We start from the raw sequence: 25,439 nt of genomic DNA on the forward strand, positions 1-25,439 counted from the left end.
CTCGTCCGGCGAACGCATCAGGGGGATGCGTTTCGGCCGCCGCATCCGAGGGGGGAGACGGCAACAAGGCTGCACCGAACCCGAATTCGGGACGTGTCATGCAGAATCCGACGCCGGGTACCGGCATCAACGTGAACCCCGCCGCACTCAGGGAGGCGTCCGCGAACGCCCACCGGATCCGGGAGATCGCGAGCGAGGGCGGCAGTCGTCCGGAGAATCCCAGCCGCAGCGCGGCCGACGGCCTGTCGGCCCAGCAGTTCGAGGTCGGCCGCGCGCTGCGCGAGACGGCGGACCGCCGGCACGGGCAAGAGGAAGGACGACGGTGCTGACCTACGAACAGGTGCTGAACGCACCGCTGGACGCGCTGCAGGAGGCCGCGCTCCGCTGGAAGGAAGCGGCGGACTGCCTCGGGCAACAGCAGGACGCCTACCGGGACTCGGTGCTCGTCCACACCAGGGAGTCCGGCTGGCAGGGCAAGGACGCCGACGCCGCCCAGGAGTTCATGGCGAAGGTCTCCGGCGAGCTGCGCGAGGGCACCCTGGAGGCCAGGTCGATCCAGGGGATCCTGACGGACTGCCACGGCGGGATAACCGAGGCCCGCAAGGAACTCCTCCGGCTGTCCGAGGCCGAGGCGCCCCGGCTGGGGCTGGTGGTCGGCCCGGGCGGCAAGGTGACCGCGCCCGCCCTGGACCAGGCCGAGAAGGACGACCACGACCGCAGCTGGGGCTGGGGCGGCGACCCGGTCCCCAGCGAGTCCGAGATGAAGCTGCGCCAGCAGATCGACCACGACCGCCAGGAACTCGAACGCGCCGTCATCAACACCCGGGCCCGGGCCCACGAGGCCGACCGCGCCGCCGCCTGGGCGCTGCGGCAGGACACCGGCCCGAGCGACCTGGAGTTCCGCCCCGGCGGCTACGCCGACATGCGCGCCGCGAAGAGCGGCCAGGGCGAGGACGAGTACCGCCAGTCGTCCGACTACATCTCCAAGAACGACTACTACTTCAAGGTCCCGGAGCGGAACGTCTCGGTCTCCTACGACATCTACTCCAACATCCACTACGGGTACGTCGGCAAGGCCGCCGGCCTCAGCGAGTTCGAGCTGATGAACGGCGCGAACGGGGGCCTCAGCAGCACCGGCACCAACGACGAGGGTGACGACATGTCGATGAAGCTGGGCATGCAGCTCTACGACAAGTACGGACCGAACATGACGAAGGAACAGATGGACGCGGCGGTCCTGCAACTCGTCGACGAGATGGAGGCCAAGCGGCAGGCCGACGCCAAGTACCTCGCCGAGCACCCGGACGAGCACCGGGACAACGTGATCACGCAGGTCCGGCCATGGCCCAACTGACCCGACCCGCCGCCGGGGCGCGGCGGAGGACGGGCGCGGTGCTGCTGGCCGTGCTCTGCTCGGCGGTCCTGCTGGTCAAGCTCCCGGTCCCGGCCGGCTGGCGGGCCGACCTCCCGCCGGAGCGGATGCTGGCGCAGCCCGCCGACCTGCCCGCCGACTGGGAACAGCGCCAGGACAGCCGCGGGGCGAGCCTGCTGGTCAGGGAGCTGGTGAGCGACAGCGCCACCCGGATCTGGGCGGACGACCGGCTGCAGGTGGTGCAGACCGTCGAGCGCTACCACGCGCCGATGCTCGCCGCCCTCGGCGCCGACCGGTCCGACGCCTCGTCCGCCGCCCTGCCGGCGGACTTCACCGCGGCGCTCCCCGGCGCCGCCGCCCTCGGCGGCGACCCCGACGTCCGCTACCGCTGGGAGCGGAACGACGCGGACGAGCAGTCGGTCCGCGCCACCGTCCGGCGCGGCCAGTACGTGGAGCAGATCTCGGTACGACGGATCCTCCCGGCCCCCGGCTACGGCTCCGGCGACCGCTCGCCGCTCACCCCCGCCGAGACGGCGGACGCGGTGCGGCGGGTCGACGCGGCGGCCGCGCGCGGAGCGCGGGAGGGCTCGCCGCTGCCCTGGCACGTCCTGGTGTGGCTGCTCGCGGCCGCCGGCGCGGCCTGGTGCGCGTCCGGCGCCCGGCGGATCGCCCTGCCCGGTCGGGCCGCCCGGTCGGTCGCGCTGACGGCGCGGCTGCTGGCGCTGCCGGTGGCGGCCGCCCTCGCCTGGGCCGGCCAGGACGGCGGCCGCTGGCCGTCCGCGCTGCTGGCCGGCCTGGCGCTGTGGACCGCGCCCGCGCTGCTCGCCCCCCGCCCCGCCGACCCACCGCCGCCCCCGGCCGCACCGCCACCCCCAGCCGTACCGCCGCTGCCCGCCGCCCCGCCGTTCGACGCCGCGCGCTGACCGGGCGCTGACCGCGCGGTGCCGGGCCGGCGGCGGGGTGCCCGCCCCGGCCCGGCGCGCGCCGACCCCGGTGCGGCGTGCGCGGGCCGACGCGCCGCCCGGTGCGCGCCGTCGCGCTGCGCCATCGGGCGCACTCCGGCGGGCCGCGGCCGGGCGGTGGCGGCCCGGGGCCTGACGATCGGGGCCGGAAAGCCCCGCGCACTCCGCGCCGGGCGGAGAGGTGCGTCGTGGTGATGGATCGTCGTCGGTTCCTGACGGTGGGCGGAGCGGTGGGCGGAGCGCTCGGGGCCGGGCTGCTGCTGGGCGCGGCCCCGGCCCGGGCGGCGGAGGGCCGAGCACCGGGGACGGAAGGGGTGCGGGCGTTCCCGGCCCGGCAGCGGGACGCCCTGCGGGCCGCGCCGCCGGACTGGCGGGCGCTGCGGCAGCGGCTCGGCGATCGGCTGGTGCTGCCCGCCGACCCCGGCTACGGGACGGCGCGGCTCGGCTTCAACGAGCTGAACGACGGCCAACTCCCGGGCGCCGTCGCCAGATGCGCCTCCGCCGACGACGTCCGGGCCTGCCTGGACGTGGCGCGCGGCCACGGCCTCCCGGTCGCCGCCCGCAGCGGCGGCCACAGCTACCTCGGCTACAGCGTCCCCGACCGCGGCCTGGTGATCGACCTGCGCGCGCTGAACACCGTCCGGACCAACCCCGACGGCAGCTCCGAGGTCGGCGCGGGCGCCCGGCTGATCGAGGTGTACGCCGGACTCGCCGCCGCCGGACGGCTGCTGCCCGGCGGGAGCTGTCCGACGGTCGGCATCGGCGGCCTCACCCTGGGCGGCGGCATCGGCGTACTGGCCCGCAAGTACGGCCTGACCTGCGACCGGCTGCGCGCCGCCGAGGTCGTCACCGCCGACTCCTGCGTGCGCACCGCCGACGCCGCGCACGAGAGCGACCTGCACTGGGCGCTGCGCGGCGGCGGGGGCGGCAACTTCGGCGTCGTCACCCGGTTCACCTTCGACACCCCGCCCGCGCCCGGCCTGACCGTCTTCGTCCTGCCGTTCCCCGCCGGATCCGTCCCGCAGGTGCTCGGCGCCTGGCAGCAGTGGGTCGCCGACGCCCCGCCCGAGCTCTGGGCCGGCTGCCAGGTCTCCGGCGGCAACCCGCCCACCTGCCGGATCGTCGGCTGCTGGGTCGGCGATCCGTCCGGCGCGAACCCGCAGCTCGACCGGCTGGTCCGGCTGGCCGGCACCGCGCCCACCGGGCGCACCGTCGCCGCCAAGGACTACCTGGCCGCGATGAAGTTCATGGCCGGCTGCGCCAACGACACCGTCGCCCAGTGCCACCCCACCTGGGAGGGCGGCCGGCTCACCCGCACCGGATTCGTCGCCGTCTCCCGGATGCTCGGCCCCCGGCCGCTCGACCCGGCCCGCCTCACCGAGCTGATGACCGGCCGCACCGGCGTCGACCTGCTGCTCGACTCGCTCGGCGGCGCGGTCGGCGAGATCGCCCCCGACGGGACGGCGTTCCCGCACCGCGGCTCGCTCGCCAGCGCCCAGGTGTACGCCGCCGCGACCAGCGCGAACGCCGACCGGGTCCGGGCCGCCGTCGACGAGATCCGCGACGGCCTGGCCCGGCTCGGCGCACCCGGCGCCTACGTCAACTACATCGACGCGACACTGCCGGACTGGGGACGCGCCTACTACGGCGACAACCTGCCGCGCCTGCGCGAGGTCGCCCGGCGCTACGACCCGGACGGGGTGTTCGCCTTCCCGCAGAGCGTCACCGCGGCCTGAGCGCTGAGCGCCGGGCGGCGTAGCCCGACTCTCAGCGCTCGTAGGTCATTTCGGGGAAGCGCGGCGACGGGCCGTCCAGCAGGTGGTCGTCGTGGCCGCGCAGCCAGCGGTCGAAGAAGGAGGCGACGTAGGCGCGGGTGGCGGCCCGGGCGCGGGCGGGGGCGAGGTCGCCGAGGTCGTCGCGGAGGGTGGCGCGGGAGAGCGCGCCCTGGCGGGCGAGGCCGGGCAGCAGCGACGCCGCGTCGGTGTAGGAGCCGTGCCGGGAGCCCTCCAGGGTGACGTCGGCGTGCCAGCCGGTGCTGTGCCGCCACAGCGCGTCCCAGCCGGGCTGGGCGCGGTAGGAGCCGGAGTCGGGGCTGCGGGTGCCCATCAGCAGGAACGGGCGGGTCAGGCCGTCCTCGGCGAGGTCGGTGAGGTGGACGCCGCCCTTCCCGTCCGGGTTGGGGAAGTGCAGTTGGCCGTCCAGGTTGACGGCGGCGGTGATCCGCGGGTCGTCGTGCATGGCCTGCAGGGCGGTGAAGCCGCCCGCCGAGTGGCCGGCCATGCCGATCCGGCCGAGGTCCAGGGCGGCGGCCAACCCGCTTGGCAGGCCCGGGAGTTCGCCGAGGCAGGCGAGCCGGTCGAGGACGAGGCGGGTGTCGGCGACCCGGGCGTCCATCGACCGGCGCAGCACCGCGGCGATGTCGAGGTCAGGGGTGCCGAGCAGGCCGGGCAGTACCGAGGTCGCCAATGCGTCGTTCGGGAAGGCGACTTCGGAAGCCTCGTAGGTGTGGTCGACGGTCACCACCACGTAGCCGCGGGAGGCCAGGTCCTCGACCAGTGCCGTCCCCCAGCCGCGCGGGTCGCCCAGCCCGGCCGAGTACAGCACCACCGGGCGCGGCCCGCCGGGCAGCACCGGGGCGTCCGTCCGGGCGTGGGTGCGGATCGACGACCAGTCCGTACTGCCGGGCGTGACACCGTAGTTGATCAGCCCGACGCCGTCCGGCCCGCCGAAGTGCGCCCCGGCGGCCGGGAGCATGTACGGCGCGGTGCGCGGGCCGGGGCCGCCGGCGGCCGGGCGGGCCGCCGGGTACCAGAAGCTGACCATCAGTTCGCGGGTCCGCCCGGCCGTCCACGGGTCGGGCCGGGAGTCGTCGGCGATCCGCAGCGCGGTCGTTCCGATCGCGAACGGGCCGGTGGGCTCCGGGAGTTGCGCCGTTGCCTGCCGTCCGTCCGGCTGCCGGTCACCCGGCTGCCGTCCGTCCGCCTGCCGGTCGTCGGCCGCCGCCGGGGCCTGGCCCACCGCCGGCAGTACCAGTGCCGCGAGCAGCAGGGCCGCCCCGATCCGTCCGCGCTTGCCCATCGCTGACTCCTCCGTGTCCGACCGGGTCCGGTGTGTCCCGGCGGGCGCCACCGTACGGGGACGAACGGGTGGCCCGCGTCGTACCGGAGAGCCAACCGGAGTGGTAACACCGGGGTATGACGCCCGATCAGGTGACGGGGATCCGCCGGGGGAGCGAGAGCAGTACGAGCAAGGCGGCCACCCCGGTCAGGGCGGCGGCGAAGGCGGCCAGGGTGGAGCGGCCCAGGGCCAGGGCGGTGGCGGTCCCGAGCAGGGTGAGGGAGAAGAGCACGGCCAGGGCGCGGGCCGCGCCGCGCCGGGTGGCCCAGGCGGTGCGGAGCGGGCTGCGGCGGGGCAGCCAGAGGGACCAGAGGACGAGCGGGCCGGCCGCGAGGACGGCCGGTGCGGCCGCTCCGAGATCGTGCTGCCGGGTGAACAGGACGCCGGTGTCCACGTCGAACACCCCGGCCGCGCCCGCCAGCGCGCAGCCCGCGCCGGCCAGGGCGAGCACCGAGGTGGCCGCCCGGAGTAGGAAGGTGTCCGGGTTCCGCGGCTCCCGGCCCGCCAACCGGTACTGGTCCCGGCGGAAGGCCGCCATCCGGTCGGCCGCGTCCCGGAGGTTCAACGCCGGGGCGGAGCAGGCCGAGAACACCACCGCGCCCCACAGCAGCAGGAACAGGTGCTCGGCCTCCGGGGCCATCTGCCGACCGGCCATCAGCATGGTGCGGTTCCTCCGTACGAGTGACGCTGCGGCAGTCCTACCAGGGTCCGGCCCGCCGGCGGCAGGCCGGGGGCGTGTTCAGCCCAGCGCGCGGGCCCGGCGCAGCAGGAAGGCGCCGGCGGCGGCGGCCAGCACGGCCATGCAGGCGGTGAAGACCAGGCCCGCGTCCGGCAGGCCGAGCGGGCCGGCGAGCAGGCCCACGCCGATCACCGGTACGGAGATGCCCAGGTAGGCGACCACGAACAGGGCGGACAGCACCCCGCCGCGGTGGGCGGCGGGCGCGGCCGCCGCGACCTCGCCGACCGCGCCGCGCAGCGCCATGCCCTGGCCCGTGCCGCCGACCAGGGCGGCCGCCAGCAGCGGGACGAGGGTCCGGGTGGAGAGCGAGAGGGCGAGCAGGCCCATGCCGCCGATCAGCACCAGGCAGCCGAGCGGGACGGCCCGCCGGGTGCCCAGCCTCGGCACCAGCAACTGGCCGACGGTGGAGGCGAAGAACGCGCCGGCGACGATCAGCCCGACCAGCGCGCGGTTGCGCACGCCCAACTCCTCGGCGAGGAACGCGGGCGCCACCGAGGTGAACACCCCCAGCAGCGAGAACCCGGCGAACGCGGCGACCGCGGCGGGCACGAACACCCCGCGCACCTCGGCGGGCAGCGTCGGCCGCCTGGGCCGCGCGGTGCGGGCCGGCCGGGCCCCGGGCACCGTCTCCGGCAGCGCGCGGACCACCGCGAACGAGGCCGCCAGCAGCACCAGGTGGACGGCGAACGGCAGGGTCAGCGGCCGCGCCGTGTACTGGGCGAGCAGCCCGGCCAGCACCGGCCCGCAGCCCAGGCCGCCCATGTTGGCGGCGGTCGCGGCGAAACCCGCCCGGCCCTTGCGCTCGGGCGGGGCGAGTTCGAGGACGTACGCGGTGGCGGTACCGGTGAACAGGCCCGCCGCGAAGCCCGACAGCAGGCGGCCCGCGAACAGCCAGGCCAGGCCCTGCTCGGTGAGGAACGCCACCGCGCTGGCCGCCCCGAGCGCCAGCCCCGCCAGCAGCACCGGCCGCCGCCCCACCGCGTCCGAGACGTTCCCGAACAGCAGCAGCACGCCGATCACCCCGAACGCGTAGGCGGCGAACACCACCGTCACCATCAGTTCGGAGAAGCCGATCCGCTCCTGGTAGAGCCCGTACAGCGGGGTGGGCAGCGTGGTGCCGGCCATGCAGACGGCGAACGCGGCCGCCGCCCCCAGGTACCTGTTGCGTCGACGATCTGTCACCCGCACAGCGTAGGCAGCGCGCCGGACGGTGGGAACCGGCGCGCCGGGGGCGGACGGGAGCGGAGGGGCCCCCGGGGCGAGAGCGGTCGGGCGATCGGGAGGAGGCGGGCGGTCGGCTCAGGACGGGCGCCGGGCGCGGCGGCGGGCCACCAGCAGGACGGCCGCGGCGACCGCCGCGACCAGGACGGTGCGCACGACCCCGAACGGCGACGGGTGGTGCGGGACGAACCCGCCGAGCAGCGCCGGGTACAGCGGCAGCAGCGCGACCAGCCCGGTGAGCGCGGCCCGCCGGGTGCCCCGGTCGACCAGGCCGTAGGCCAGCACCGCGACCACGGCGGGCAGGCCCTGCCCGCCGACCACCGGGGCGGCCACCAGCAGGGCCGTCCCGCCCGCGCCCAGGGCGAGCGCGGCCAGGGCGCTCCGGCGGCCGGGCGCGGGGGTCAGCCGCAGCGGCGCCAGCCACAGGAACAGGCAGGCGGCCAGCGGGTTCAGCAGCGCGGTGAACGGCTCGCCGACCGCGCCCGCGAGCCAGTGCGGCGCGGTCAGTGCGGCGGCGAGCCCGGCGGCGGCCAGGGCGGCGGTGCCGAGCAGCCGGGCGGTGCCGACCCGGCCCAGCAGCAGCGCGAACAGCGCCACCGCGGTCAGCGCGACGCCCGCCCAGGCGGGCCGGGTGCCGAACGTCCGGGCGAGCTGGTCGGGCGGCAGGACGCTGCCGAACACCCGGGACTCCAGCAGCAGGTGGGCCGCCTGCCCGGCCGCGGCCAGGGCCAGCACGGCGGGCGCGGCCCCGGCGGCGGCCCGGCCGAGCGGGCGGTCGGCGCCGAGGCCGAGGCGCAGCCGCAGGCCGTGCGAGGCGAGCTGCGCGGCCTCGGCGAGGACCGCGAGGCGGGGGCGGCCGGCCAGCGAGGCGAGCGCGGCCTCGGTCAGGTCCGGGCCGAACTCGGCGCGGTAGCGCGGCGGGTGGAACCGGAGCGCCCACTCCAGCAGGCGTGCGTCGGCGCTCATCCGGTCACCCCCAGGGGCCGTCCGGCCCGCTGGATCCGGCGGCGGGCCTCCAGGGCCACCGCCTCCATCCGCCGTACCTCGGCGTCGAGGTCGGCGTGCCCCTGCTCGGTCAGCGCGTACACCCGGCGGGCCCGCCCGTCGACGACCTCCTCGCGCTCGACCCGGACCAACCCCTGTGCCAGCAGCCGGTCCAGCGCCCCGTACAGGGTGCCGGCCCGGAGCCGGACCCGGCCGTCGGAGATCCGCGTGACTTCGCCGAGCAGGGCGTACCCGTGCCGCGGCTGGTCCGCGAGGGCGGCCAGCAGCAGGAGGGTGGGCTCCCGCATCGGCTGGCTGTGACTGGTGCGTTCACTCATGATCACTGTATATACCGGATGACTGACTATGGTCCAGTGCGAGTCCGTTGCGGAGCCGTCGCGGGGCCGGTGCGGGATGAGGCGGGATGAGGCGGGAGGAGGGGGCGTCAGGGCGGCGGAACGCGGAGCGGGGAGGGTCAGTGGCGGCGGCTCCGGGCGGTCAGGCGCAGGGCCGCGCCGGTGAGCAGGGCGAGCAGGGCGGCGGCGGAGGCCCACGGCGCCCAGCCGGTGCCGGTGGACGGGAGCGCGCCGCCGTCGCCCCCGGTCGGTGAGGCGGTGGGCGTGGGCGCGGCGGTGGGCGTGGGCGAGGGCAGGGCGAAGGTGTTGGTGACCTCGACGGCGGCGCGGCCGGCGACCGTGGTGCGGCCGTCGGCGACCGAGTAGCCGACGGTGTCCCCGGCGGGGGCGTCCCGTTCGGTGACGGTGCACTCGGCGCCGTCGGGGACGGTGATCTCGCGGGTCTCGCCGTCGCTCAGCGCGAAGGCGCTGTCGGCGGCGGCCAGCGGGACGGGCCCGCTCGCGGTGGTGCAGGCGAGGGCGAAGGAGTACGGTCCGGGGCCGCCGTTCACCACGTGCTTGGTGACGGCGAGCTTCCCGGCGGGGAAGGTGTTGGTGAGGGTGATGGTCGCGCCGGCCGGGTCGCCGGCGGTGACGGTGACCGGGTCGTCGGCGGTGCCGTGGTCGACGACGGCCTGCCCGGCGCCGGCGGTGTCGATCTCCTCGGCCCAGCAGCGGGAGTTGACGGGCAGCGGGGTGACGGTGACGGGCTGGTCGGCGGTCACCTGGTAGTCCTGGTGCAGGACGAGGTCGCTCGCGTCGCCGGCGGCGTCGGGCAGGGCGCAGGAGACGGTGGCGGTGAAGGTCTTCCCGGCGGCGTACCGGGCGGCCTCGCCGGTGAGGGCCTTCTGCAGGGTGATCCCGCCGAACCGGAAGTCGTTGCGGATCGGCACGGTCTGCACGGACTCGCTGCCGAGACCGGGCGTGATGGTGATGCCGACGGGGTCGCCGACGGGGTGTTCGGAGGCGCCGCCGCGGGCGGAGGTCTCCCAGACCTGGCAGGTGGAGCCGGCCGGGATGCCGCCGACGGTCACGGGCCGGTTCGCGGAGACCCGGTAGTCCTGGTCGAGCACGGTGGTCAGGCCGAGGCCCGCCGGGGTGTTGCGGCACACCACGTGGAACGGGAACGGCACCCGGTCGAGCGCCGCGCCGAGCCGGTCGGGCCGCGCGCCGAAGGTCTTCCGCATGGTCAGGCTGCCGTAGGCGGTGGCCACGCCGACCTGGGTGGGCTCGTTGGCCTGGAGCACCCGCTGGCTGCCGGCCCGCTGGGTGGTCTCGTTGTGGGCGTAGGAGTTCCAGGCGATGGTCGGGTCGCCGTCCTGGGTGACCTTGGTCGGGGTGTCCATCGCGTAGGTGAGGTCGACGGTGCCGCCGGGCGCGAGCGCGGGGGAGAACACCAGCTCGGCCCGGAAGCCCAGCACCCGGGCGCTGAACGGGTCGTCCCAGGTGCCGGCCGGGCACTGCGCCTCGGTGGAGCCCGCGCCGCCCATCTTCAGGTCGTCGGTGCACAGCGGCTCGGTGTCCTCGTAGGCGAGGGTCATCGTGCCGGGGCCGGTGAGCTTGGGCTCGGTGGCGAGGGTGGGGCGGTTGTCCCAGGCGGTGCCGCGGTTCTGCGGGAGCAGCACGCCGGTGTCGCCCTGGACCGGGAGGCGGTCGACGATCCGCATCGCGGTGCCGGCCTCGGTGCCGGCGTTCTGCAGGCGCATCAGGTAGTGGTAGCGGTCGCCGGGGTTGACCAGGGCGATGCACGGGGCGGCGGTGTAGCGGATGCCGTCCGCGTCGGTGGTGGACAGGCAGGAGGCGTCGCCGGCCGGGACGCCCCGCTTGGCCCGGGTGTCGTACCAGCCGAGCGCGTCGTTGCCGGAGACCCACTTGCGGGCCTGGAACGCGGCGCCGGACTTGGCGGTCAGGGTGGCGGTCGCGGTGCAGTACAGGCCGGTGCCGAACACCGCGCCGTCGCGCTGGTTCGTCCCGTCGCAGACCAGCGCCGGGTCGGAGGAGGTGGCGCCCATGGTGTTGGTGGCCACCTGGTCGGCGGTCATGCCGGCCTCCAGGGTGACGTGGATCTCGATGGTGAAGGTGGCGCCGGGGGCGAGCACCCAGGCCGAGCCGTCCGCGTTCTTCGCGAAGTCCCAGGTCAGGCCGGAGATCCGGGAGCCGCTGGTGGTCTGGGTGAAGACGGGGGTCGGGACGGGCGGGGTGCCGTCCGGGAGCCGGACGTCGATGATCCGGTACGGCTGGCCGTTGTCGCCCTGGAAGGTGCTCAGGAAGGCGATGCCCGGCGGCAGGTCGTCCTTGACCACCAGGTCCGGCACGTTCGCGGTGCCGGTGTTGGTGACCTTCAGCTGGAAGGGGGCGTCCTCGCCGGGGGCCAGCGCGGTGTTCGGGGTCTTGCTGACGTCCAGCTCGGGGGTGCCCTTGACCAGGTCGAGGGTGGCGGTCACGGGGGCGATCGGGGCGAGCTGCCCGGCCGGTTCCAGCTTGGTGGAGAAGGCGCCGGAGAGGGTGTCCTCCAGGTGGTCGGGCACCGGGCCGCCGGTGGAGCGCAGGGTCGGGCGCGGGCTGACGTCGAGGTGCAGCACGCCGGAGCAGCTGGTGGCCGCGCACGGGGTGAGGGTGTAGCCGTCGTTGGCCGGGCTGGTGGAGGTGTAGCTCGCCCGCACGCCGGTCACGTCGGCCGGGTTCACCCCGGCGGGCAGCGCGGCGTTCCCGGCGGGGGTGCCGTTCACCCAGGCGCCGTTGACGTACGCGTCGACCTGCACCCGGTCGGCGCCGGCCGGCATCGTGTTGGAGGTGATGCCGACCAGGTCGACGGCGTCGAAGAAGTCGGCGTCCTGGTCGGTCATCCGGAGCAGGTTCGCCGACATGTTGCCGGTGTTGAGCACGGTCAGCGCGACGTCCGCGTGCTGCCGGGCCAGGCCGGGCACGTACTGGGGCAGTTGGCCGGGGCTGATCGACTTGTTCAGCGAGGCGGCGTCGGCGGCCGGGCCGGTGGTCATGCCCGCCGAGCAGACCGGGCTGCCGGCGGCGTAGCCGGAGTCGGCCGTCAGGTTGAAGCAGTTCTGGAAGCTGCTGCCGTCCCCGGCCTCCGGGCGGCGCTCGGTCACCAGGTCGATGCTGTAGCCGCCCTCGGGCGGCAGGCCGCCCGCGTACGAGACCCGGACGGCGGTGGCCCGGTGCAGCAGGTCGGTGTTCGCGGCGTCGTACGGCACCCAGCTGCCGGTGGTCGGGTCCCAGAGTTCGACGGTGACCGGGGCGCTCGACGGGTTGACGGTGATCGAGTCGATCCGCAGCACGCTGAACGGGGTGCCCTGGGAGAAGTCGGGCGTGCCGTCCGGCTTGGCGGGCGGGTCGGTGAGCACCGGGTTCACCATCGGCACGTTGCCGTTGTTGGTGACCTTCAGGTGCATCGGGATCGGCTGGCCGGGCGGCACGTCGGTCTGGTCGGTGGACTTGCTGCCGCCGCTGGCCGACTTCGGGTCCTCCACGGTCAGCGCCTGGCAGGCCTGCCCGGCGGCCGTCCCGCTGCCGTCCGCGCGGCCCGCGTCCGCCGTGAACGAGGCGCAGTTGGTCAGCGGACCGGCCGTCACCCCCGGCACCAGCGTGCCGTGCAGGTCGAGCCCGGCGTCCGCGCCCGCCGCGATCGTCGGGTTCCCGGCGGCGTCGGTGCCGGTGTACGTCACCTCGACCTTGGCGACGGTGGTGCCCGGCTTGCCGACGTCCACCACGGTGTCCGCGGTGTACGTGTTCGTGCTGGTGGTGCCGTCCGCGTACGTCACGGTCAGCGCGGCCGAGGTGGCCCCCGCCGGGAAGCGCAGCCGCACCTGCCGGACGTCCAGCTCGGCGAAGTCGGCGGGCTGGAGGGTGGACGGCTCGGTGACGGTGATCGTCCTGATCGGGAACGGCGACTGGTTGACGGCGTCCACCTGCGCGGTCACCGGGGAGTTCTCGCCGACCACGGCGTGCTCGCCGCTCTGCTGCGACCAGTCGCCGTTCGTGTCGGGGAAGAACTTCTTGGTCGCGTTGACCACCAGGACGTCCGGCAGGATCTCGTACCCGGCGCAGGCGTCGGCGCCGTTGACCGTGCCCGACGCCGCCTCCTGGGCCTGCGGGGTGGCGCAGTTGTCGACGGTGATCTTGTCGGTGGGCTTCAGCGGCTGCCCGGTGGAGCGGTAGGTGTCGCGCAGCTTCAGTCGGACGGTGACCGAGCCGCCGTTCGGGTCGGTCGGCAGCGGGGTGCCCGCGCTGTTGGTGAACACCACCTGGAACCCGGTCACCTGGGAGGCGTCGACCCCGGCGGGCAGCGGGAGCGGGCCGGGGGAGGTGATCGGGTCACCGGTGTGCGTGGCGCCGTCGGCGGTGGTGACCACCAGCGTCGCCCGGTCCGCGCCGGCCGGGAAGGCGGTGACGGTGGCGGACTCGAAGTCGAAGTACTCGAAGGTCTGCTGGTCGGTGTCGGAGACGGTCAGCCGGGAGACCTGCGCCGAGGACGAGGAGTTGTTGCGCACCCCCAGGGTCAGCGTCGACTCCTCCCCGCTGCCCGCGACCGCCGAGCCGTCGCTCCAGCTCTTCGTCCCGACCGGCTTGACCACCAGCGGGATCTGCACCGTGATGTCGTCGTCGGCGCTCTGCGGGGCCGCGTTGTCGGCGTCCACGGCGGCCGTGTTGGTGACCACCGTGCCGGTCTTCAGATCGGTGTCGGCGGGCAGCCGCATCCCGACCTCCACCGACCCGGCCTGCCCGGCCCGCAGCCCGGTCTCGCCCGCCGGGTTCTGCAGCGCCTGCTTGTAGACGATGGTCAGCTGCCGGGTCGCCGCGTCGTAGGTGACGTCCCGGGTGCTGGTCGACTGCGGGAGGCTGGTCACCTCGAACTCGGCGGGCAGCGTGTCGGTCACGGTGAAGTGCACGCAGTCCACCGTCAGACCCGAGCACTGCCCGTTCAGCGTGTAGACGAACTCGTCGCCCGGCTGCAGCGGCTTTCCGCCCAGGTCGTCGGTCTTGGTGATGCTGACCGCGCTCTGCTCGTCGGCGGCGAAGGCCGTCGGCAGCGCGCCGCCGAAGGTGCCGAAGGTGCCCAGCAGCAGGCCGCCGGCGGTCAGCACCCCCAGAGCGGCGCGGAGGGTGGAGCGGGGTGGTCGTGGCATGCGCGGGTCCTCGCCGTGGAAACGGACAAATACGGCGAAACCCTATGATCCGCAAGTCGGGGCGGCGGGCGGCCGCACCGGTGGGCTGATCATTTGTCAGGCGAACGGCGTGACGCGGTGCGTGGCGCGGTGCGTGGCGAGCGCCTCGGCAGGGTGCGCGGCGAGTGTCTCGGCCGGGGCGCGCGGCGGGTGGGTGGGCGGCGCGCGGGAGAGTGCGGGGCGGGAACGGCGGTTGGCGTGATCACGTCCTTGCGCGCGGGAGGTTCGGGTGATCGCCGGGCGGGACCGCCGCGCGGGGCGGCACACTGCGGAGCCTCGGCTTCCGACCATGGAGAGTGAACGCGTGAGCTGGACCCAGATCCCCGGCGGCATGACCACCGCGCTGCCGGTGGCGGCGGCCATCGCCGCCGGCGACAAGCTGTTCGTCCTCGCGGTGGGGGAGGACCAGGGCGTCTACTACAACGTCAACACCGGCGGGGCCTGGGCCACCGCCTGGACGAAGATCCCCGGCGGGCAGACCAAGAACGCGGTGTGCACCCTGGTCAACCCGGCGGGAGTGCCCTCGGTGATCATCACCGGGCTGGACGGCAAGCTCTACTGCGCGTCCTGGCAGGACGACAAGAACGGCTGGACCGCCTGGCAGTCGCTGGACGGCGGCGCCGGCTCCACCCCGGTCGCGGCCGCGGCGGTGGACAACGGCAAGCGGTACGCGTTCTTCCTGACCGGCAACGACAAGCACGTCCACGTCGACGGGGACACCTACAAGGTCGCCTTCTGACGGAGCGCGCGGGAGGGGCGGGGCGCCGGAGCTCCGGCGCCCCGCCCCTCCGGTGGTGACCGGGCGTCAGGGGGTGACGATGGCGAAGTCCGGGTCCGGGGCGGTGAGGTGGCCGAGCAGCTCGGCGATCACCTTCGGGTCGCCGTCGATCGCGGCCCTGCCGCTCGTGGCCAGGTCGTTCAGGTCGGCCGCGCCGAGCAGGACGGCACGCAGGTCGGCCTCGTCCAGGGTGATCGTCACACCGGGCGGGGCCACCGCCGGGCCCTCGCCCGCGATGTGGGTGAGGACGCCGTTGTGCAGGCGCAGCGTGACCGGTTCCCGGTGGCCGCTGATGTTCCAGCGGATCGCGAGCGAGGCGTCCCAGCTGCCCGGGCCGTCGACCCGGATGGCGAGCGAGTCGAAGAGCTGGTCGAGGGTGAGTGCGGCGATCACGTCGCGGGAGGTGGTGGCGGTGGGGGTGCCGACGCCGCCGTCGCGCAGTTCCAGGGCGCCCATCAGGTAGAAGTTGCGCCAGGTGCCGTTCTCGCTGCCGTAGCCGAGCTGTTCGAGCGCGGCGGCCTGCAGGGTGCGGGCGTCCGCGTTGGACGGGTCGGCGAAGACCACGTGGTTGACCACCTCCGCCACCCACCGGTAGTCGCCGGACGCGAAGGACTCGCGGGCCTTGGCGAGCACCTGTTCGGCGCCGCCCATGAAGTCGACGTACCGGGCGGCCGCCTCGACCGGCGGGTGCTGCCACAGGTGGGCCGGGTTGCCGTCGAACCAGCCCAGGTAGCGCTGGTAGATCGCCTTGGTGTTGTGGCTGACCGAGCCGTAGTAGCCGTGGGTGTGCCACGCCTTCTCCAGGGCGGGCGGCAGTTGCATCAGCTCGGCGATCTCCGGGCCGGTCAGGCCGGTGTTGAGCATCCGCAGCGTCTGGTCGTGCAGGTAGCCGTACAGGTCGCGCTGCTCGGAGAGGAACGCGATCACCCGCTCGCGGCCCCACACCGGCCAGTGGTGCGAGGCGAACGCGATGTCGCTGTCGGCACCGAACAGGTTGACCGCCTCGGTCAGGTAGCGCGACCACACGTGCGGGTCGCGGACCTGGGCGCCGCGCAGGGTCAGCAGGTTGTGCAGGTTGTGGGTGGCGTTCTCCGCCATGCACAGCGCTTTGAAGGCGGGGAAGAAGATGTTCAGCTCGGCCGGGGCCTCGGTGCCCGGGGTCAGCTGGAACACCATTCGGATCCCGTCCACCTCCTCCTCCTGGCCGGTGCGGGTGATGTCCGTGTTCGGCGGGATCAGCGTCACCTCGCCGGTCGACAGCGTCTGGCCGAGGCCCGCGCCGAGCTGCCCCCGCGGCCCCTTCGGCAGCGCCGCACCGTACATGTACGCCGCGCGCCGGTTCATCGCCGTGCCCGCGTACACGTTCTCGCTGACCGCGTGCTCCAGGAAGCCCTCCGGTGCCAGCACCGGCAGCTCGGCGCCGTCCGGGACGACGCCGCGCACACCGCCGAAGTGGTCGGCGTGGCTGTGCGTGTACAGCACGCCGGTCACCGGGCGGTCGCCCCGGTGCGCCCGGTACAGCGCCAGGCCGGCCGCGGCGGTCTCGGCGGTCAGCAGCGGGTCGATCACCAGGACGCCCTCGTCGCCCTCGACGATCGTCATGTTCGACAGGTCGAAGCCGCGGACCTGGTAGATCCCCTCGACCACCTCGAACAGGCCGTGGTCGGAGACCAGCCCGCTCTGCCGCCACAGGCTCGGGTTCGCGCTGTCCGGGCAGTCGCCGGACAGGAAGCCGTACGCCTCCAGGTCCCAGACCGTCCGCCCGCCCTCGTCCCTGACCAGCGGGTCGGCCGCCGTCCCCAGGAAGCCGCGCCTGGCGTCCTCGAAGTCCCGGGTGTCGTCGAACGGGAAGCGGTCGAGCACCGCGCGGTTGGCGGCGGCGATGCTCGGCTGGGCGGGCTCGGACGGGGTGTGTCCGGACGGGGTGGGCTCGGAGCTGGGGCGCTGGGCCATCGATGACTCCCTGATCGAGGACGGACGTTGCCCCTCAGCCTCGGGGCCGGGGCGCCGAACCGCCCGGCCGACTGCGCCGATCGAGTGAGCGATATCCGAACGCCCTTCCGGGAGTGGCGAGTTGGGGCGGAGGGGCGTGTGCGATCGGTGAGGCGGCCTTTCGGACAATGCGACGGGACGCTTTTCGGTCCGGCGGTCGCGGATCCGGCGGGAACGCGCGCCGGGCGCTCGCGGTGGCGCGAAACCGCCCTTGCGAGCCGGGCGCGCGGCCCAGCAGCATGCACACCCGGTGACCGCCCGCACACCTCCGGTCGCGGCCGCGCCCGCCGTTCCGGCGCTCCGCCGCCCAGGGCCCGGACGGCGCCGCGCCGCGCCGTCACCGCGCCACCCTCGCGAACGAACGAAATGAGACAGCAGTGCGATCCCGTCCCGCCGCCCCGCTCCGCAGACCCGCCGTCGCCGGCGCGCTCGCGCTCGCCCTCGCGGCGCCGCTGCTGCTCGCCCTCCCGGCCCCCGCCTCGGCCGCCCCGGCCGACGCGCCCGGCCCGCCGCCCGCCGGGACCGTCGCGTACGTCGTCGACCAGACCGGCGGCACCCTGACCACCATCGACACCGCCACCCGGCAGCCCTTCGGGCAGATCGCCCTCCCGGGCAGCGTCCAGCCGGCCCGGATCGCCGCCGCCCCGGACGGCACCCGGGTCTACGTCACCGACCGGGGCGCCCCCGCCGTCTGGGCCGTGGACACCACCGCCCCCGGCCGGGCGCCCGTCCCGATCGCCACCCGCACCGGCAGCAGCGCCGTCGCGGTCTCCCCGGACGGCACCCGGCTGTACGTCGGCGACTACCAGGGCGACCCGGCGGCCGCCCGGATCACCGTGTTCGACCCGGCCACCCGCGCCGCCACCGCCAGCATCCCGGTCGGCTTCCTGGCCGAGGACGCCGCGCTCTCCCCGGACGGCCGCGAGCTCTACCTCGTCCAGCCGCAGGGCCTCACCGTCGTCGACACCGCCGGCAACACCGTCGTCGCCACCCTCCCGCTGCCCGGCTCGCCCCGGCGGGTCGCCGTCGCGCCCGACGGCCGGCACGCGTACGTCACCGAGTACGACACCGGCGTCGTCGCCGTGGTCGACACCGCCACCCGCACCGTCGGCGCCCAGGTGCAGGTCTACGCGGGCGCCGACGGCATCGCCGTCAGCCCCGACGGCGGGCGCGGCTACGCCGGCAGCGCGCTCGGCCCGACCGTCACCGCGTTCGCCACCGGCAGCGGGCAGGTCACCGGCATCGTCGAGACCCCCGACGAGCCCGGCGCGCTGGCCCTCACCCCCGACGGCGGCCAACTGTGGGTCGCCAACCGGGCCGACGACTACCTGACCGTGCTCGACACCGCGACCGACACCGTCCTCGGCCGGGCCCGCGACGTCCGCGCCCCCGTCGACCTGGCCATCCCGCGCGCGCCCGCCCCCGTCCACCGGGAGGCCGACCTGGCCGTCCGCCTCACCGCGACGCCGGTGGCCGGGCTGCTCGGCGGCCGGATCGACTACACCCTCACCGTCACCAACACCAGCACCACCACGACGGCCACCAGCGCCACCTACACCGCCACCGTCGTCCCCGGCGCCGTCACCCCCACCACCACCGCCCCCGGCTGCGCCGCCGCCCCCGGCCGGGTCACCTGCACCGTCACCGGCCTCGCGCCCGGTGCCAGCGCCGGCCGCACGTTCAGCCTCCCGGTCGCGCTGCTCAGCCTCGGCACCGCCTACCAGACCACGGTGACCCGCACCGCCTCCGCCCCCGACGACCCGGACCCGTCCGACGACAGCGCGACCCGCAGCTGCGTCGCGCTCGCCGGACTGATCATCAACTGCGGCTGAGCAGGAAGCGGTTGACATCCCGATGGGCCGGACGGCCCGGCCGGAGCTACCCGATGGAGTGGTCGGCCGGGCCCCGGCGGACATCCGTGGCGATCCTGGGGAGCCGGGGGAACCGGATCACGGACGGGAGTCGGGATGTACCTGCAAGGTGCCGCGGTCGCCCTCGGGGCGTGCGGGCTCGGCATGCTCGCCGCCTGGCTGTGGCAGCGGCGGATCGGCCGGCGCTGGATCGCCGACGGCGGACCGACCGTGTCCGCGGCCTGCGGGGCGATCGCCTCGATGTACGTGCTGACCATCGCCTTCCTGATCGTCAGCACCAGCAACAGCCTCGGCACGGCCCGGGCCGGAACCGGTATCGAGGCCGGCGCGGTCCGGGACGCCTACCTGGCCAGCCGCGGCTACCCGGCCGCCCAGGCCGCCGCGCTCCAGCGCGGGCTGCGCGACTACGCCCGGACCGTCGTCGATGAGGAGTGGCCGCTGATGGCCCGCGGCCAGGCCGCCCCCGCCGCCTGGGAGCACCTCGACGCGCTCCGCGACCTCACGACGGCGGACAGCGCCGGGGCGTCCGGAGCCGCGGGGGCCGCTGCCCCCGGCGCCTCCGCGCAGAGCCAGTCCGACCTGCACGATGCCCTGCAGCAGGTCTACACCCAGCGCCGGGCCCGGCTGTCCGCCGCCGCCGGGGACGGGATCTCGCCCGTCCTGCTCGGCTTCCTGATCACCAGCGCGTGCGTCGCCCCGTTCTTCCTGCTCCTGATGGGCTGGCCGACCGGGCCGCGCGCGCTGCTCGGGATGGGCCTGCTCGCGGCGATGTTCGCCAGCGGTGTCTGGGTGGTGGTCCAGCTCAACCACCCCTTCGCCAGTGGTATCCGGGTCGGCTCCGGCGCCTTCCGGGACGCGCTCGCCCGGATGGACCAGCTGGACGCCCGGCCGGTGGGCCCGGCGGGACCGCCGGGCCCGGCGCTGGGCGGCAGTCGGTAGCCGACGGGCCGAACCGGGTGATCGCTCACATAATGGGCCGTATGGCTGACAAGACGAGCAATGCGGACCGGCCGGCCTCGGTCACCGTCGGCGGCCGCGAGATGCGCATCAGGACCATCGTGTTCCTGGTGCTCGGCGTGCTGGCGGTCTGGTTCATCGCGGTGAACACCGCCTCCGTGCAGATCCGGCTCTGGATCCCCACCGTCACGCTGCCGCTGTGGCTGGTCCTGCTGGTCACCCTGCTGGTCGGCGCCGCGCTCGGCTGGCTGCTGGCCCGCCGCCGCACCAAGGGCTGACGGCCCGGGGGCGGCGGTCCGGGGACCTTCGGGCCCGAGGGTTCAGGCCGCCACCCGCAGGCGTTCGGCGGGGACCGGGCGGAAGTCGCAGAGCAGCAGCGCCGAGTCGTCGTCCGGGCCGCTGCCGGTCCAGTCCTCGACGTCGTCCCGCAGCCGGTCCAGCGCCTGCCGCCGGGAGCGCGCGGCGAGCAGCGGCGCGGCGCGGTCGGCCAGCGGGTAGAAGGCGCCGGCGCCGTCCCGGGCCTCGGTCAGGCCGTCGGTGCAGAACAGCAGCCGGTCGCCGTCGCGCAGCGTCAGCACGGTCGGCCGCGGCGCGGGCGCGCCGGTCAGCGCGGCCAGCCCGAACGGCGGGGCCGGGTCCAGCCGGGGCAGCACCGGCGCGCCGCCGCCGTCCGCCCGGAGCAGCACCGGCACCGGGTGCCCGTGGTCCAGCAGCGTGGTCCGGCCGTCCGGGCGGACGTCGGCCAGCAGCGCCGTGACGAACCGGTCCCCGGCGGTCTGCTCGGCCAGCGCGTGCTCGATCTGGGCGGCGAGCGCGTTCAGGTCCGGCGCGACCGGCGCCGCGTTGCGGAACGCGCCCAGCACCACGGCCGCCGCGCTGACCGCCTCCAGCCCCTTGCCCTGCACGTCCGCGACCAGGATCCGCACCCCGGCGTCCGGCACCTGCACCGCCTGGTACAGGTCGCCGCCGACCCGGGCGGTCCGGTGCGCCGAGCGGTACGAACCGGTCAGCTCCAGCGGGCCCAGCCGGGACGGCAGCGGTGGCATCAGCACGTTCTGCACCGTCTCCGCGACCGCCCGGACGTCCACCAGTTCGCGCTCCGCCCGCCGCCGGGTCACCGACACCCAGCAGGCCGCCAGCGCCGTGAAGACGATCCCGCACAGCGCGACCCAGACCCGGGTGTGCCCCCACAGCCCGTCCCACACCGCGACCAGCAGCACCAGCGCCACCCCCAGCGCCGCCGAACCCAGCACCGTCCGCGGCGAACCGCGCCCCGCCGCCAGCGCCGGGCCGGCCGCGAACAGCGGCAGCAGCCCCAGCGCCGGCCCGAGCAGCAGGTCGCCCGCCGCCACCAGCAGCATCGCCGCGGCCGGCAGCACCCACGGCCGCGACCACCACCGCCCCCGTCCGGCGTGGCCCGGCCCGTCGACGGTCGACGACATCTCGCTGCGCTCCCTCTCGGCTGTCCGCGTCCTCCTCCGACCCCCGCGCACGGAACACTCCGCGCGATCGCTCCGCATGACCGCTCCGCGCGCCGGAGGACGGAACGGCGGCGGGCCGGGCGGGGGCACCGGCATGGCCTACGACGGTAACCGCCGCCCGGCACCGCCCGGTAGGGCCTTTCGCCCCCGCGCCGCCGTCGCGCCGCCGTCTCGTCGCTTCTGCTGACGGCGCCCGAGCGCATCCGTACGATCGACTCCAGCGGACGGCACGGACGGGATAGGCAGTGGGGGACATGGAGAACAAGGTGACGCTCTATCCCGCCCTCCAGCGGGCGGCCCTGGCGGTCCTCGGAACGTGCATGGTGGTGCTCTGCCTGAGCTGCACCCTCTACAGCGAGGCCCCGTTCGCCATCGGCATGTACGCCGTCTTCACCGTCCTGTCGGTCTGGTTCACCTACCTCGGCGTGCGCGTCGGGGTGACGGTCGACCGGTCCGGCCTCACCGAGCGGAGGATGGGCCGGACGGTGCGCACGTCCTGGCGCGACCTCGGCGAACCGGCGGTGGCCGAACGGGTCGGCAACGCCGGGCAGCCCTACCACCTGGTGGTCTTTGCGCACCGCACGGCCGGCGAGCTGCCGCTCCGCTCGACCGCGCGCTACCGGCGGGCGGACGCCGAGAAGCTCCGCGACCGGATGGCCCGGCTCCGCGAGCAGGCCGGGCCGCGGCGCCGCTGAGCGGCGCCGACCGGGCGGGGGGTCAGTCGCCGGGGTGCGACATCGCGTCGATCGCGATCGCCGCAGCCAGGACGGTGGCGTGGTCGGCCTCCGGGCCGATCTCCAGGCCGTAGGTGTCGCGGAGCCGGAACCACTTCTTGGAGACCTCGGCGACCTTGGTGCCGTCGCGTTCGATCGTGTACTCGTGGTCGAGGACGTTGCCGTGGACGGAGAGGTCGGGGCCGTCGGCCTGTTCGATGTGCCAGCGGTCGCGGAGCGGGTTGATCAGGGCCTTCTTGACCATGGCGATGCGGTGGCCGTCGGCGTCCTCGATCTCCATCGAGTCCTTGATGCGCAGGGCGCGGCCCTGGACGGTGGCGACGCGGTGGCCGGAGCGGTCCTCGATGTGGAAGGTCCTGCGCAGGCGCAGGGCCTTGCCGTCGACCTTGTAGACGTGGTCGCCGGCGTCGTCGTCGATCCAGTAGTCGTCGCCGACGGCGAGGACCTTCTGGCGCATCTGGTAGCGGGTGACCCCGTCGCCGTGGTCGAAAGCGCGGTTGGCCTGGCGGCGGGCGCGGCGTTCCTCGAACATCCCGGCGTCCTCTCCTGAACGGGTGGCATGCGGTCCGCTCTTCGTACCCCCGCCCGGGCGGGGCCGCATCTTCTGGCCGCGGGGCACCCGGTGGCGGGACGGGACGACGACGGGCGGCGCACCCCCGCCGGGGTGCGCCGCCCGTCCGCCCTGCGGACCTCCGTCCGAGCGGGCCCGCACCCGCTCGGGGAGGGGGCGCCGGGCCGGGCCGGGCCGGGCCGGGTCAGCCGGCGGCGGCCAGGCCGTACGCCCAGAGGCTGTTGACGCGGCTGCGCTCGGTGGTGTTCGGGTACGGGTTGGTGCAGGAGGTGCCGGGGCCGCCGCCGGACATCAGCTCGCTGCACGGGCCGGAGTAGTGGTCGGGCAGGCCGAGGACGTGGCCGGTCTCGTGGGCGATCACCCGCAGCGAGCTGTACTGCCGGTTCTGCGCGTAGTCGAGGAAGATGTAGCCGCGGCCGTGGCCGTCGGTGGAGGCGTAGGAGCCGCGCGAGTCGTTGCCCTCGTAGTAGCGGAAGTCTGCGTTGGTGCCGGAGCGGAGCTGGACGTTGCTCACCGAGGAGTTCCAGATCTGCGCGCTCTGCGAGATGACGGTGCGGAAGGACGGGGCCTGGCTGGCGTCGTAGGTGACGGCGACGACCAGCAGGTACGGGTTGGCGGCCTGCTTGGCGCGGGCCGACTTCATCACGGCCTCGTAGAACGCCTTGTTGTTCGCGTCCTCGGACTTGGCGGCCAGGCCCGCGGCCGGGGTGTAGCCCTGGGCGGTGGCGGTCGAGGGGGCGGCGGGGGTGGCGGCCGCGGCGGGCACGGCGGCGGCGCTGCCGACCGAGAGGACCAGCCCGAGGGCGGCGGCGAGCACGGTCATGGAGCGGTTCATGTGGGGACTCCATTTTTCCGCGGCTCCCGGCGGCATGGGGTGGCCGCCCGGAACGCGCTGGTGAGTGGTTGCACCGAGCTTGGGGCAGGGCGGCCGGGGCGCGGAGATGGCAACCGGCGATAGCTCTGGTCAATACCCTTGCGCGGTGGCGGAGTTGGCGAGTGATGGGCATTCCTTGACATGCTCTTGGCAGGCGCGGGGCGGCTGGCTATGCTCCCGTGATGGAGCTCGACGTCCGACACCTGCGGGTGCTGTGCGCGATCGCGGACACCGGCAGCGTCCGGAAGGCCGCCCGTCGACTCGGCATGACCCAGCCGTCGCTGACCACCCAGCTGCACCGCATCGAACGGTCCCTCGGCGGACGGCTGTTCACCCGCGAACGGACCGGCAGCCGCCCCACCGCCCTCGGCCACACCGTGCTCTCCCGGGCCCGCCCGGTGATCACCGAACTCGACGCCCTGGTCGCCGCCGCCCGCGCCGAGGCCGCCGGACCCGGCCGCCGCCGGCTGCGGATCGGCAGCGTCGGCAGCCGCGCCGTCGCCGCCTGGCTGCGCCGCATCCACGACCGGCTCCCGGAGACCGAGACCACCATCCACATCGACATCTCCGCCATCGCCCTGCTCCACCTGGTCGCCGCCGAACAGCTCGACATCGCCTTCGTCCACGAGAGCGAGGGCTTCCCGCTGCACGTGCCGGCCGGCACCGAGCAGCGCGTCCTGGTCGCCCGCGAACCCCAGTTCGTCGCCCTCGCCGCGACCCACCCCGCGGCCGGCCGGCCCGTCGTCAGCCTCGCCGACCTCGCCCACGACACCTGGATGGTCGACCCGACCGCCGACCACGAGTACGCCGCCCTGCGCCGCGCCTTCGCCGAGGCCGGACTCGACCCGCGCGTCGTCCAGGTCCGGGACAACGCCACCGCCGCCGAACTCGTCGCCTCCGGCGAAGCCGTCCGCCCCTGCCAGCCCACCTCGCCGCCCGGCCCCGGCACCGTCCTGCGCCCCGTCCACGGCGACCCGCTCGCCGTCCGGCTGCTGCTCACCTGGCGACCCGACACCGTCGGCGGCCCCGCGCTCGACGGCCTCTGGGTCGACCTCTGCCACGCCTACCTCGACCTGGCCAGCGTCAACCCGGCCTACCTGGCCTGGCTGCGCCGCCACAACCGCTCCCTGCACACCCTGCTCGCCCCGGCCGCCCCGGCCGGGTGACGCTCGGGAGCCGTTCGGGCCGGGCGGATGGGGGTCGTCGACCCCGGGGGGGCGAGGTGGTCATTGATGGTCAAATCGGGTGAAAGGAGGAATGTAGGGTCACCGGTATGAAAAAGGTGCGGAAGCGGCCGCGGTTCTACCTGCTGCTCGGGACGGCGGTGCTGGCGGTCGCGGCCCTGGCCGTGGTCGCGGTGGTGCGGAGCTTCGCGATGGTCACGGTCGGCCCCGCGGAGGCGCGGCGGCAGGGCGAGGCGGCGGGGGCGGTGGCGGCGGGCGCGGTGGACTGCGCGCGGGTGAAGTGCGTCGCGCTCACCTTCGACGGCAGCCCCGGCGAGCCCACCGGCGAGGTGCTCGACCTGCTGGCGGAGCACCACGGGCTGGGCACCTTCTTCCTGGAGGGCCGCGACCTCGACCGGTACCCCGAGCTGGTGCGCCGGATCGCCGCGGAGGGCCACGCGGTCGGCGACCACACCTGGACCCACGCCCGGCTCACCGAGGCCACGGACGACCGGGTCAGGGACGAGCTGGGCCGCACCGCCGACGCGATCGAGCGGCTCACCGGCCGGCGCCCGACCCTGATGCGGCCGCCCGAGGGCCGCACCGACGACCGGGTCTCCCGGATCTCCCGCGAGCTCGGCCTGGCCCAGGTGCTGTGGACGGTGACCGCGCGCGACTACGCCACCGACGACAGCGGGCTGATCGCCCGCCGGGTGCTGGACGGCGTCGCGCGGGACGGGATCGTCCTGCTGCACCCGCTGCACGCGGGGACGGTGCCCGCGCTGCCCGCGATCCTGGACGGGCTGGCCGCGCGGGGCTACACCCTGGTGACCGTCGACCAGTTGCTGGCGCCCGGGACGGCGAAGCCCGGCACGATCTACCGATGAGCCGGATCGTGTTTTCGAATGAAGGGCGGATGTTCGTTTTCTCGGGGCAAAGTGATGGCCATATTCGGTCATCATGAGATCGATAGGAAAATCGGGCCACAAAGCGGGAGTTCGGCCTCCTAACCTGGGCGGCGGCGCGGTCTGACGACCAGTCGGAC

General features: G+C 75.2%; 21 protein-coding genes. 11 read left to right on the forward strand and 10 right to left on the reverse strand.

Going from position 1 to position 25,439, the window contains the following annotated elements; genetic code table 11:
• The first annotated feature begins 98 nt into the window (after positions 1-98).
• From KSE_RS34285 to KSE_RS34300, 4 genes are all read left to right on the forward strand, one after another.
• Positions 99-329: a hypothetical protein gene (locus KSE_RS34285; protein ID WP_014139983.1), complete on the forward strand. Its 231-nt coding sequence runs from the start codon at positions 99-101 to the stop codon at positions 327-329.
• Positions 323-1,354, forward strand: a complete 1,032-nt coding sequence (locus tag KSE_RS34290) for a polymorphic toxin type 44 domain-containing protein (RefSeq protein WP_014139984.1) — start codon at positions 323-325, stop codon at positions 1,352-1,354. Before KSE_RS34285 ends, KSE_RS34290 begins: the two co-directional genes overlap by 7 nt.
• The gene (locus tag KSE_RS34295; protein WP_148283208.1) at positions 1,342-2,295 is read left to right on the forward strand and encodes a hypothetical protein; all 954 of its coding nucleotides are present in this window, start codon (positions 1,342-1,344) and stop codon (positions 2,293-2,295) included. Before KSE_RS34290 ends, KSE_RS34295 begins: the two co-directional genes overlap by 13 nt.
• Before the next feature lie 233 nt (positions 2,296-2,528).
• Positions 2,529-4,070 carry an FAD-binding oxidoreductase gene (locus KSE_RS34300; RefSeq protein WP_202523356.1) on the forward strand — a complete coding sequence of 514 codons (1,542 nt, stop codon included), beginning with the start codon at positions 2,529-2,531 and terminating at the stop codon, positions 4,068-4,070.
• 31 nt (positions 4,071-4,101) lie between these two features.
• Here KSE_RS34300 and KSE_RS34305 read toward each other — a convergent pair whose 3' ends face one another.
• The 6 genes from KSE_RS34305 to KSE_RS34330 form a co-directional block, all read right to left on the reverse strand.
• Positions 4,102-5,412, reverse strand: a complete 1,311-nt coding sequence (locus KSE_RS34305; RefSeq protein WP_014139987.1) for an alpha/beta hydrolase family protein — start codon at positions 5,410-5,412, stop codon at positions 4,102-4,104.
• A gap of 127 nt (positions 5,413-5,539) precedes the next feature.
• Complete coding sequence (locus KSE_RS34310; protein ID WP_014139988.1) at positions 5,540-6,112, reverse strand: hypothetical protein; 573 nt, start codon at positions 6,110-6,112, stop codon at positions 5,540-5,542.
• Positions 6,113-6,190: 78 nt separating this feature from the next.
• A complete protein-coding gene (locus KSE_RS34315; RefSeq protein WP_014139989.1) occupies positions 6,191-7,378 on the reverse strand; it encodes an MFS transporter in 1,188 nt (395 codons plus the stop codon).
• Between the two features lie 111 nt (positions 7,379-7,489).
• Positions 7,490-8,377 carry a hypothetical protein gene (locus KSE_RS34320; RefSeq protein ID WP_014139990.1) on the reverse strand — a complete coding sequence of 296 codons (888 nt, stop codon included), beginning with the start codon at positions 8,375-8,377 and terminating at the stop codon, positions 7,490-7,492.
• Positions 8,374-8,733, reverse strand: coding sequence for a PadR family transcriptional regulator (locus tag KSE_RS34325; RefSeq protein WP_014139991.1), 360 nt, complete (start codon positions 8,731-8,733; stop codon positions 8,374-8,376). Before KSE_RS34325 ends, KSE_RS34320 begins: the two co-directional genes overlap by 4 nt.
• Positions 8,734-8,870: 137 nt before the next feature.
• Entirely contained in the window at positions 8,871-13,934 is a 5,064-nt protein-coding gene (locus KSE_RS34330) for a DUF5979 domain-containing protein (RefSeq protein ID WP_014139992.1), read from the reverse strand.
• 343 nt (positions 13,935-14,277) lie between these two features.
• On the opposite strand from KSE_RS34330, the gene KSE_RS34335 reads away from it, so the two are divergent.
• Positions 14,278-14,712: a hypothetical protein gene (locus KSE_RS34335; RefSeq protein ID WP_033259322.1), complete on the forward strand. Its 435-nt coding sequence runs from the start codon at positions 14,278-14,280 to the stop codon at positions 14,710-14,712.
• Positions 14,713-14,778: 66 nt separating this feature from the next.
• Here KSE_RS34335 and KSE_RS34340 read toward each other — a convergent pair whose 3' ends face one another.
• A complete protein-coding gene (locus KSE_RS34340) occupies positions 14,779-16,704 on the reverse strand; it encodes an alkyl/aryl-sulfatase (RefSeq protein ID WP_014139994.1) in 1,926 nt (641 codons plus the stop codon).
• 416 nt (positions 16,705-17,120) lie between these two features.
• Here KSE_RS34340 and KSE_RS34345 point away from each other — a divergent pair, with 416 nt between their 5' ends.
• The 3 genes from KSE_RS34345 (at position 17,121) to KSE_RS34355 (ending at position 19,849) form a co-directional block, all read left to right on the forward strand.
• Positions 17,121-18,575: a YncE family protein gene (locus KSE_RS34345; protein ID WP_014139995.1), complete on the forward strand. Its 1,455-nt coding sequence runs from the start codon at positions 17,121-17,123 to the stop codon at positions 18,573-18,575.
• 135 nt (positions 18,576-18,710) lie between these two features.
• Complete coding sequence (locus tag KSE_RS34350; RefSeq protein ID WP_014139996.1) at positions 18,711-19,553, forward strand: bestrophin-like domain; 843 nt, start codon at positions 18,711-18,713, stop codon at positions 19,551-19,553.
• 41 nt (positions 19,554-19,594) lie between these two features.
• Positions 19,595-19,849, forward strand: a complete 255-nt coding sequence (locus KSE_RS34355; RefSeq protein WP_014139997.1) for a lipopolysaccharide assembly protein LapA domain-containing protein — start codon at positions 19,595-19,597, stop codon at positions 19,847-19,849.
• 42 nt (positions 19,850-19,891) lie between these two features.
• On the opposite strand, the gene KSE_RS46050 is transcribed toward KSE_RS34355, so the two are convergent.
• The gene (locus tag KSE_RS46050) at positions 19,892-21,013 is read right to left on the reverse strand and encodes a PP2C family protein-serine/threonine phosphatase (RefSeq protein ID WP_014139998.1); all 1,122 of its coding nucleotides are present in this window, start codon (positions 21,011-21,013) and stop codon (positions 19,892-19,894) included.
• Positions 21,014-21,318: 305 nt separating this feature from the next.
• Between KSE_RS46050 and KSE_RS34365 the strand changes: the two genes are divergently transcribed.
• On the forward strand, positions 21,319-21,747 hold the full coding sequence (locus KSE_RS34365) for a hypothetical protein (protein WP_148283209.1): 429 nt from the start codon (positions 21,319-21,321) through the stop codon (positions 21,745-21,747).
• A gap of 22 nt (positions 21,748-21,769) precedes the next feature.
• On the opposite strand, the gene KSE_RS34370 is transcribed toward KSE_RS34365, so the two are convergent.
• Complete coding sequence (locus KSE_RS34370) at positions 21,770-22,318, reverse strand: LURP-one-related/scramblase family protein (RefSeq protein WP_014140000.1); 549 nt, start codon at positions 22,316-22,318, stop codon at positions 21,770-21,772.
• A gap of 223 nt (positions 22,319-22,541) precedes the next feature.
• The gene (gene snpA / locus KSE_RS34375; RefSeq protein ID WP_014140001.1) at positions 22,542-23,192 is read right to left on the reverse strand and encodes a snapalysin; all 651 of its coding nucleotides are present in this window, start codon (positions 23,190-23,192) and stop codon (positions 22,542-22,544) included.
• Between the two features lie 221 nt (positions 23,193-23,413).
• Between snpA and KSE_RS34380 the strand changes: the two genes are divergently transcribed.
• Together KSE_RS34380 and KSE_RS34385 are read left to right on the forward strand one after the other, a co-directional pair.
• On the forward strand, positions 23,414-24,397 hold the full coding sequence (locus KSE_RS34380) for a LysR family transcriptional regulator (protein ID WP_033259320.1): 984 nt from the start codon (positions 23,414-23,416) through the stop codon (positions 24,395-24,397).
• A 107-nt stretch (positions 24,398-24,504) separates the two neighbouring features.
• Positions 24,505-25,281, forward strand: a complete 777-nt coding sequence (locus KSE_RS34385; protein ID WP_033259319.1) for a polysaccharide deacetylase family protein — start codon at positions 24,505-24,507, stop codon at positions 25,279-25,281.
• Positions 25,282-25,439 lie beyond the last annotated feature (158 nt).

This window comes from Kitasatospora setae KM-6054, from assembly GCF_000269985.1.
GTDB lineage: Bacteria > Actinomycetota > Actinomycetes > Streptomycetales > Streptomycetaceae > Kitasatospora > Kitasatospora setae.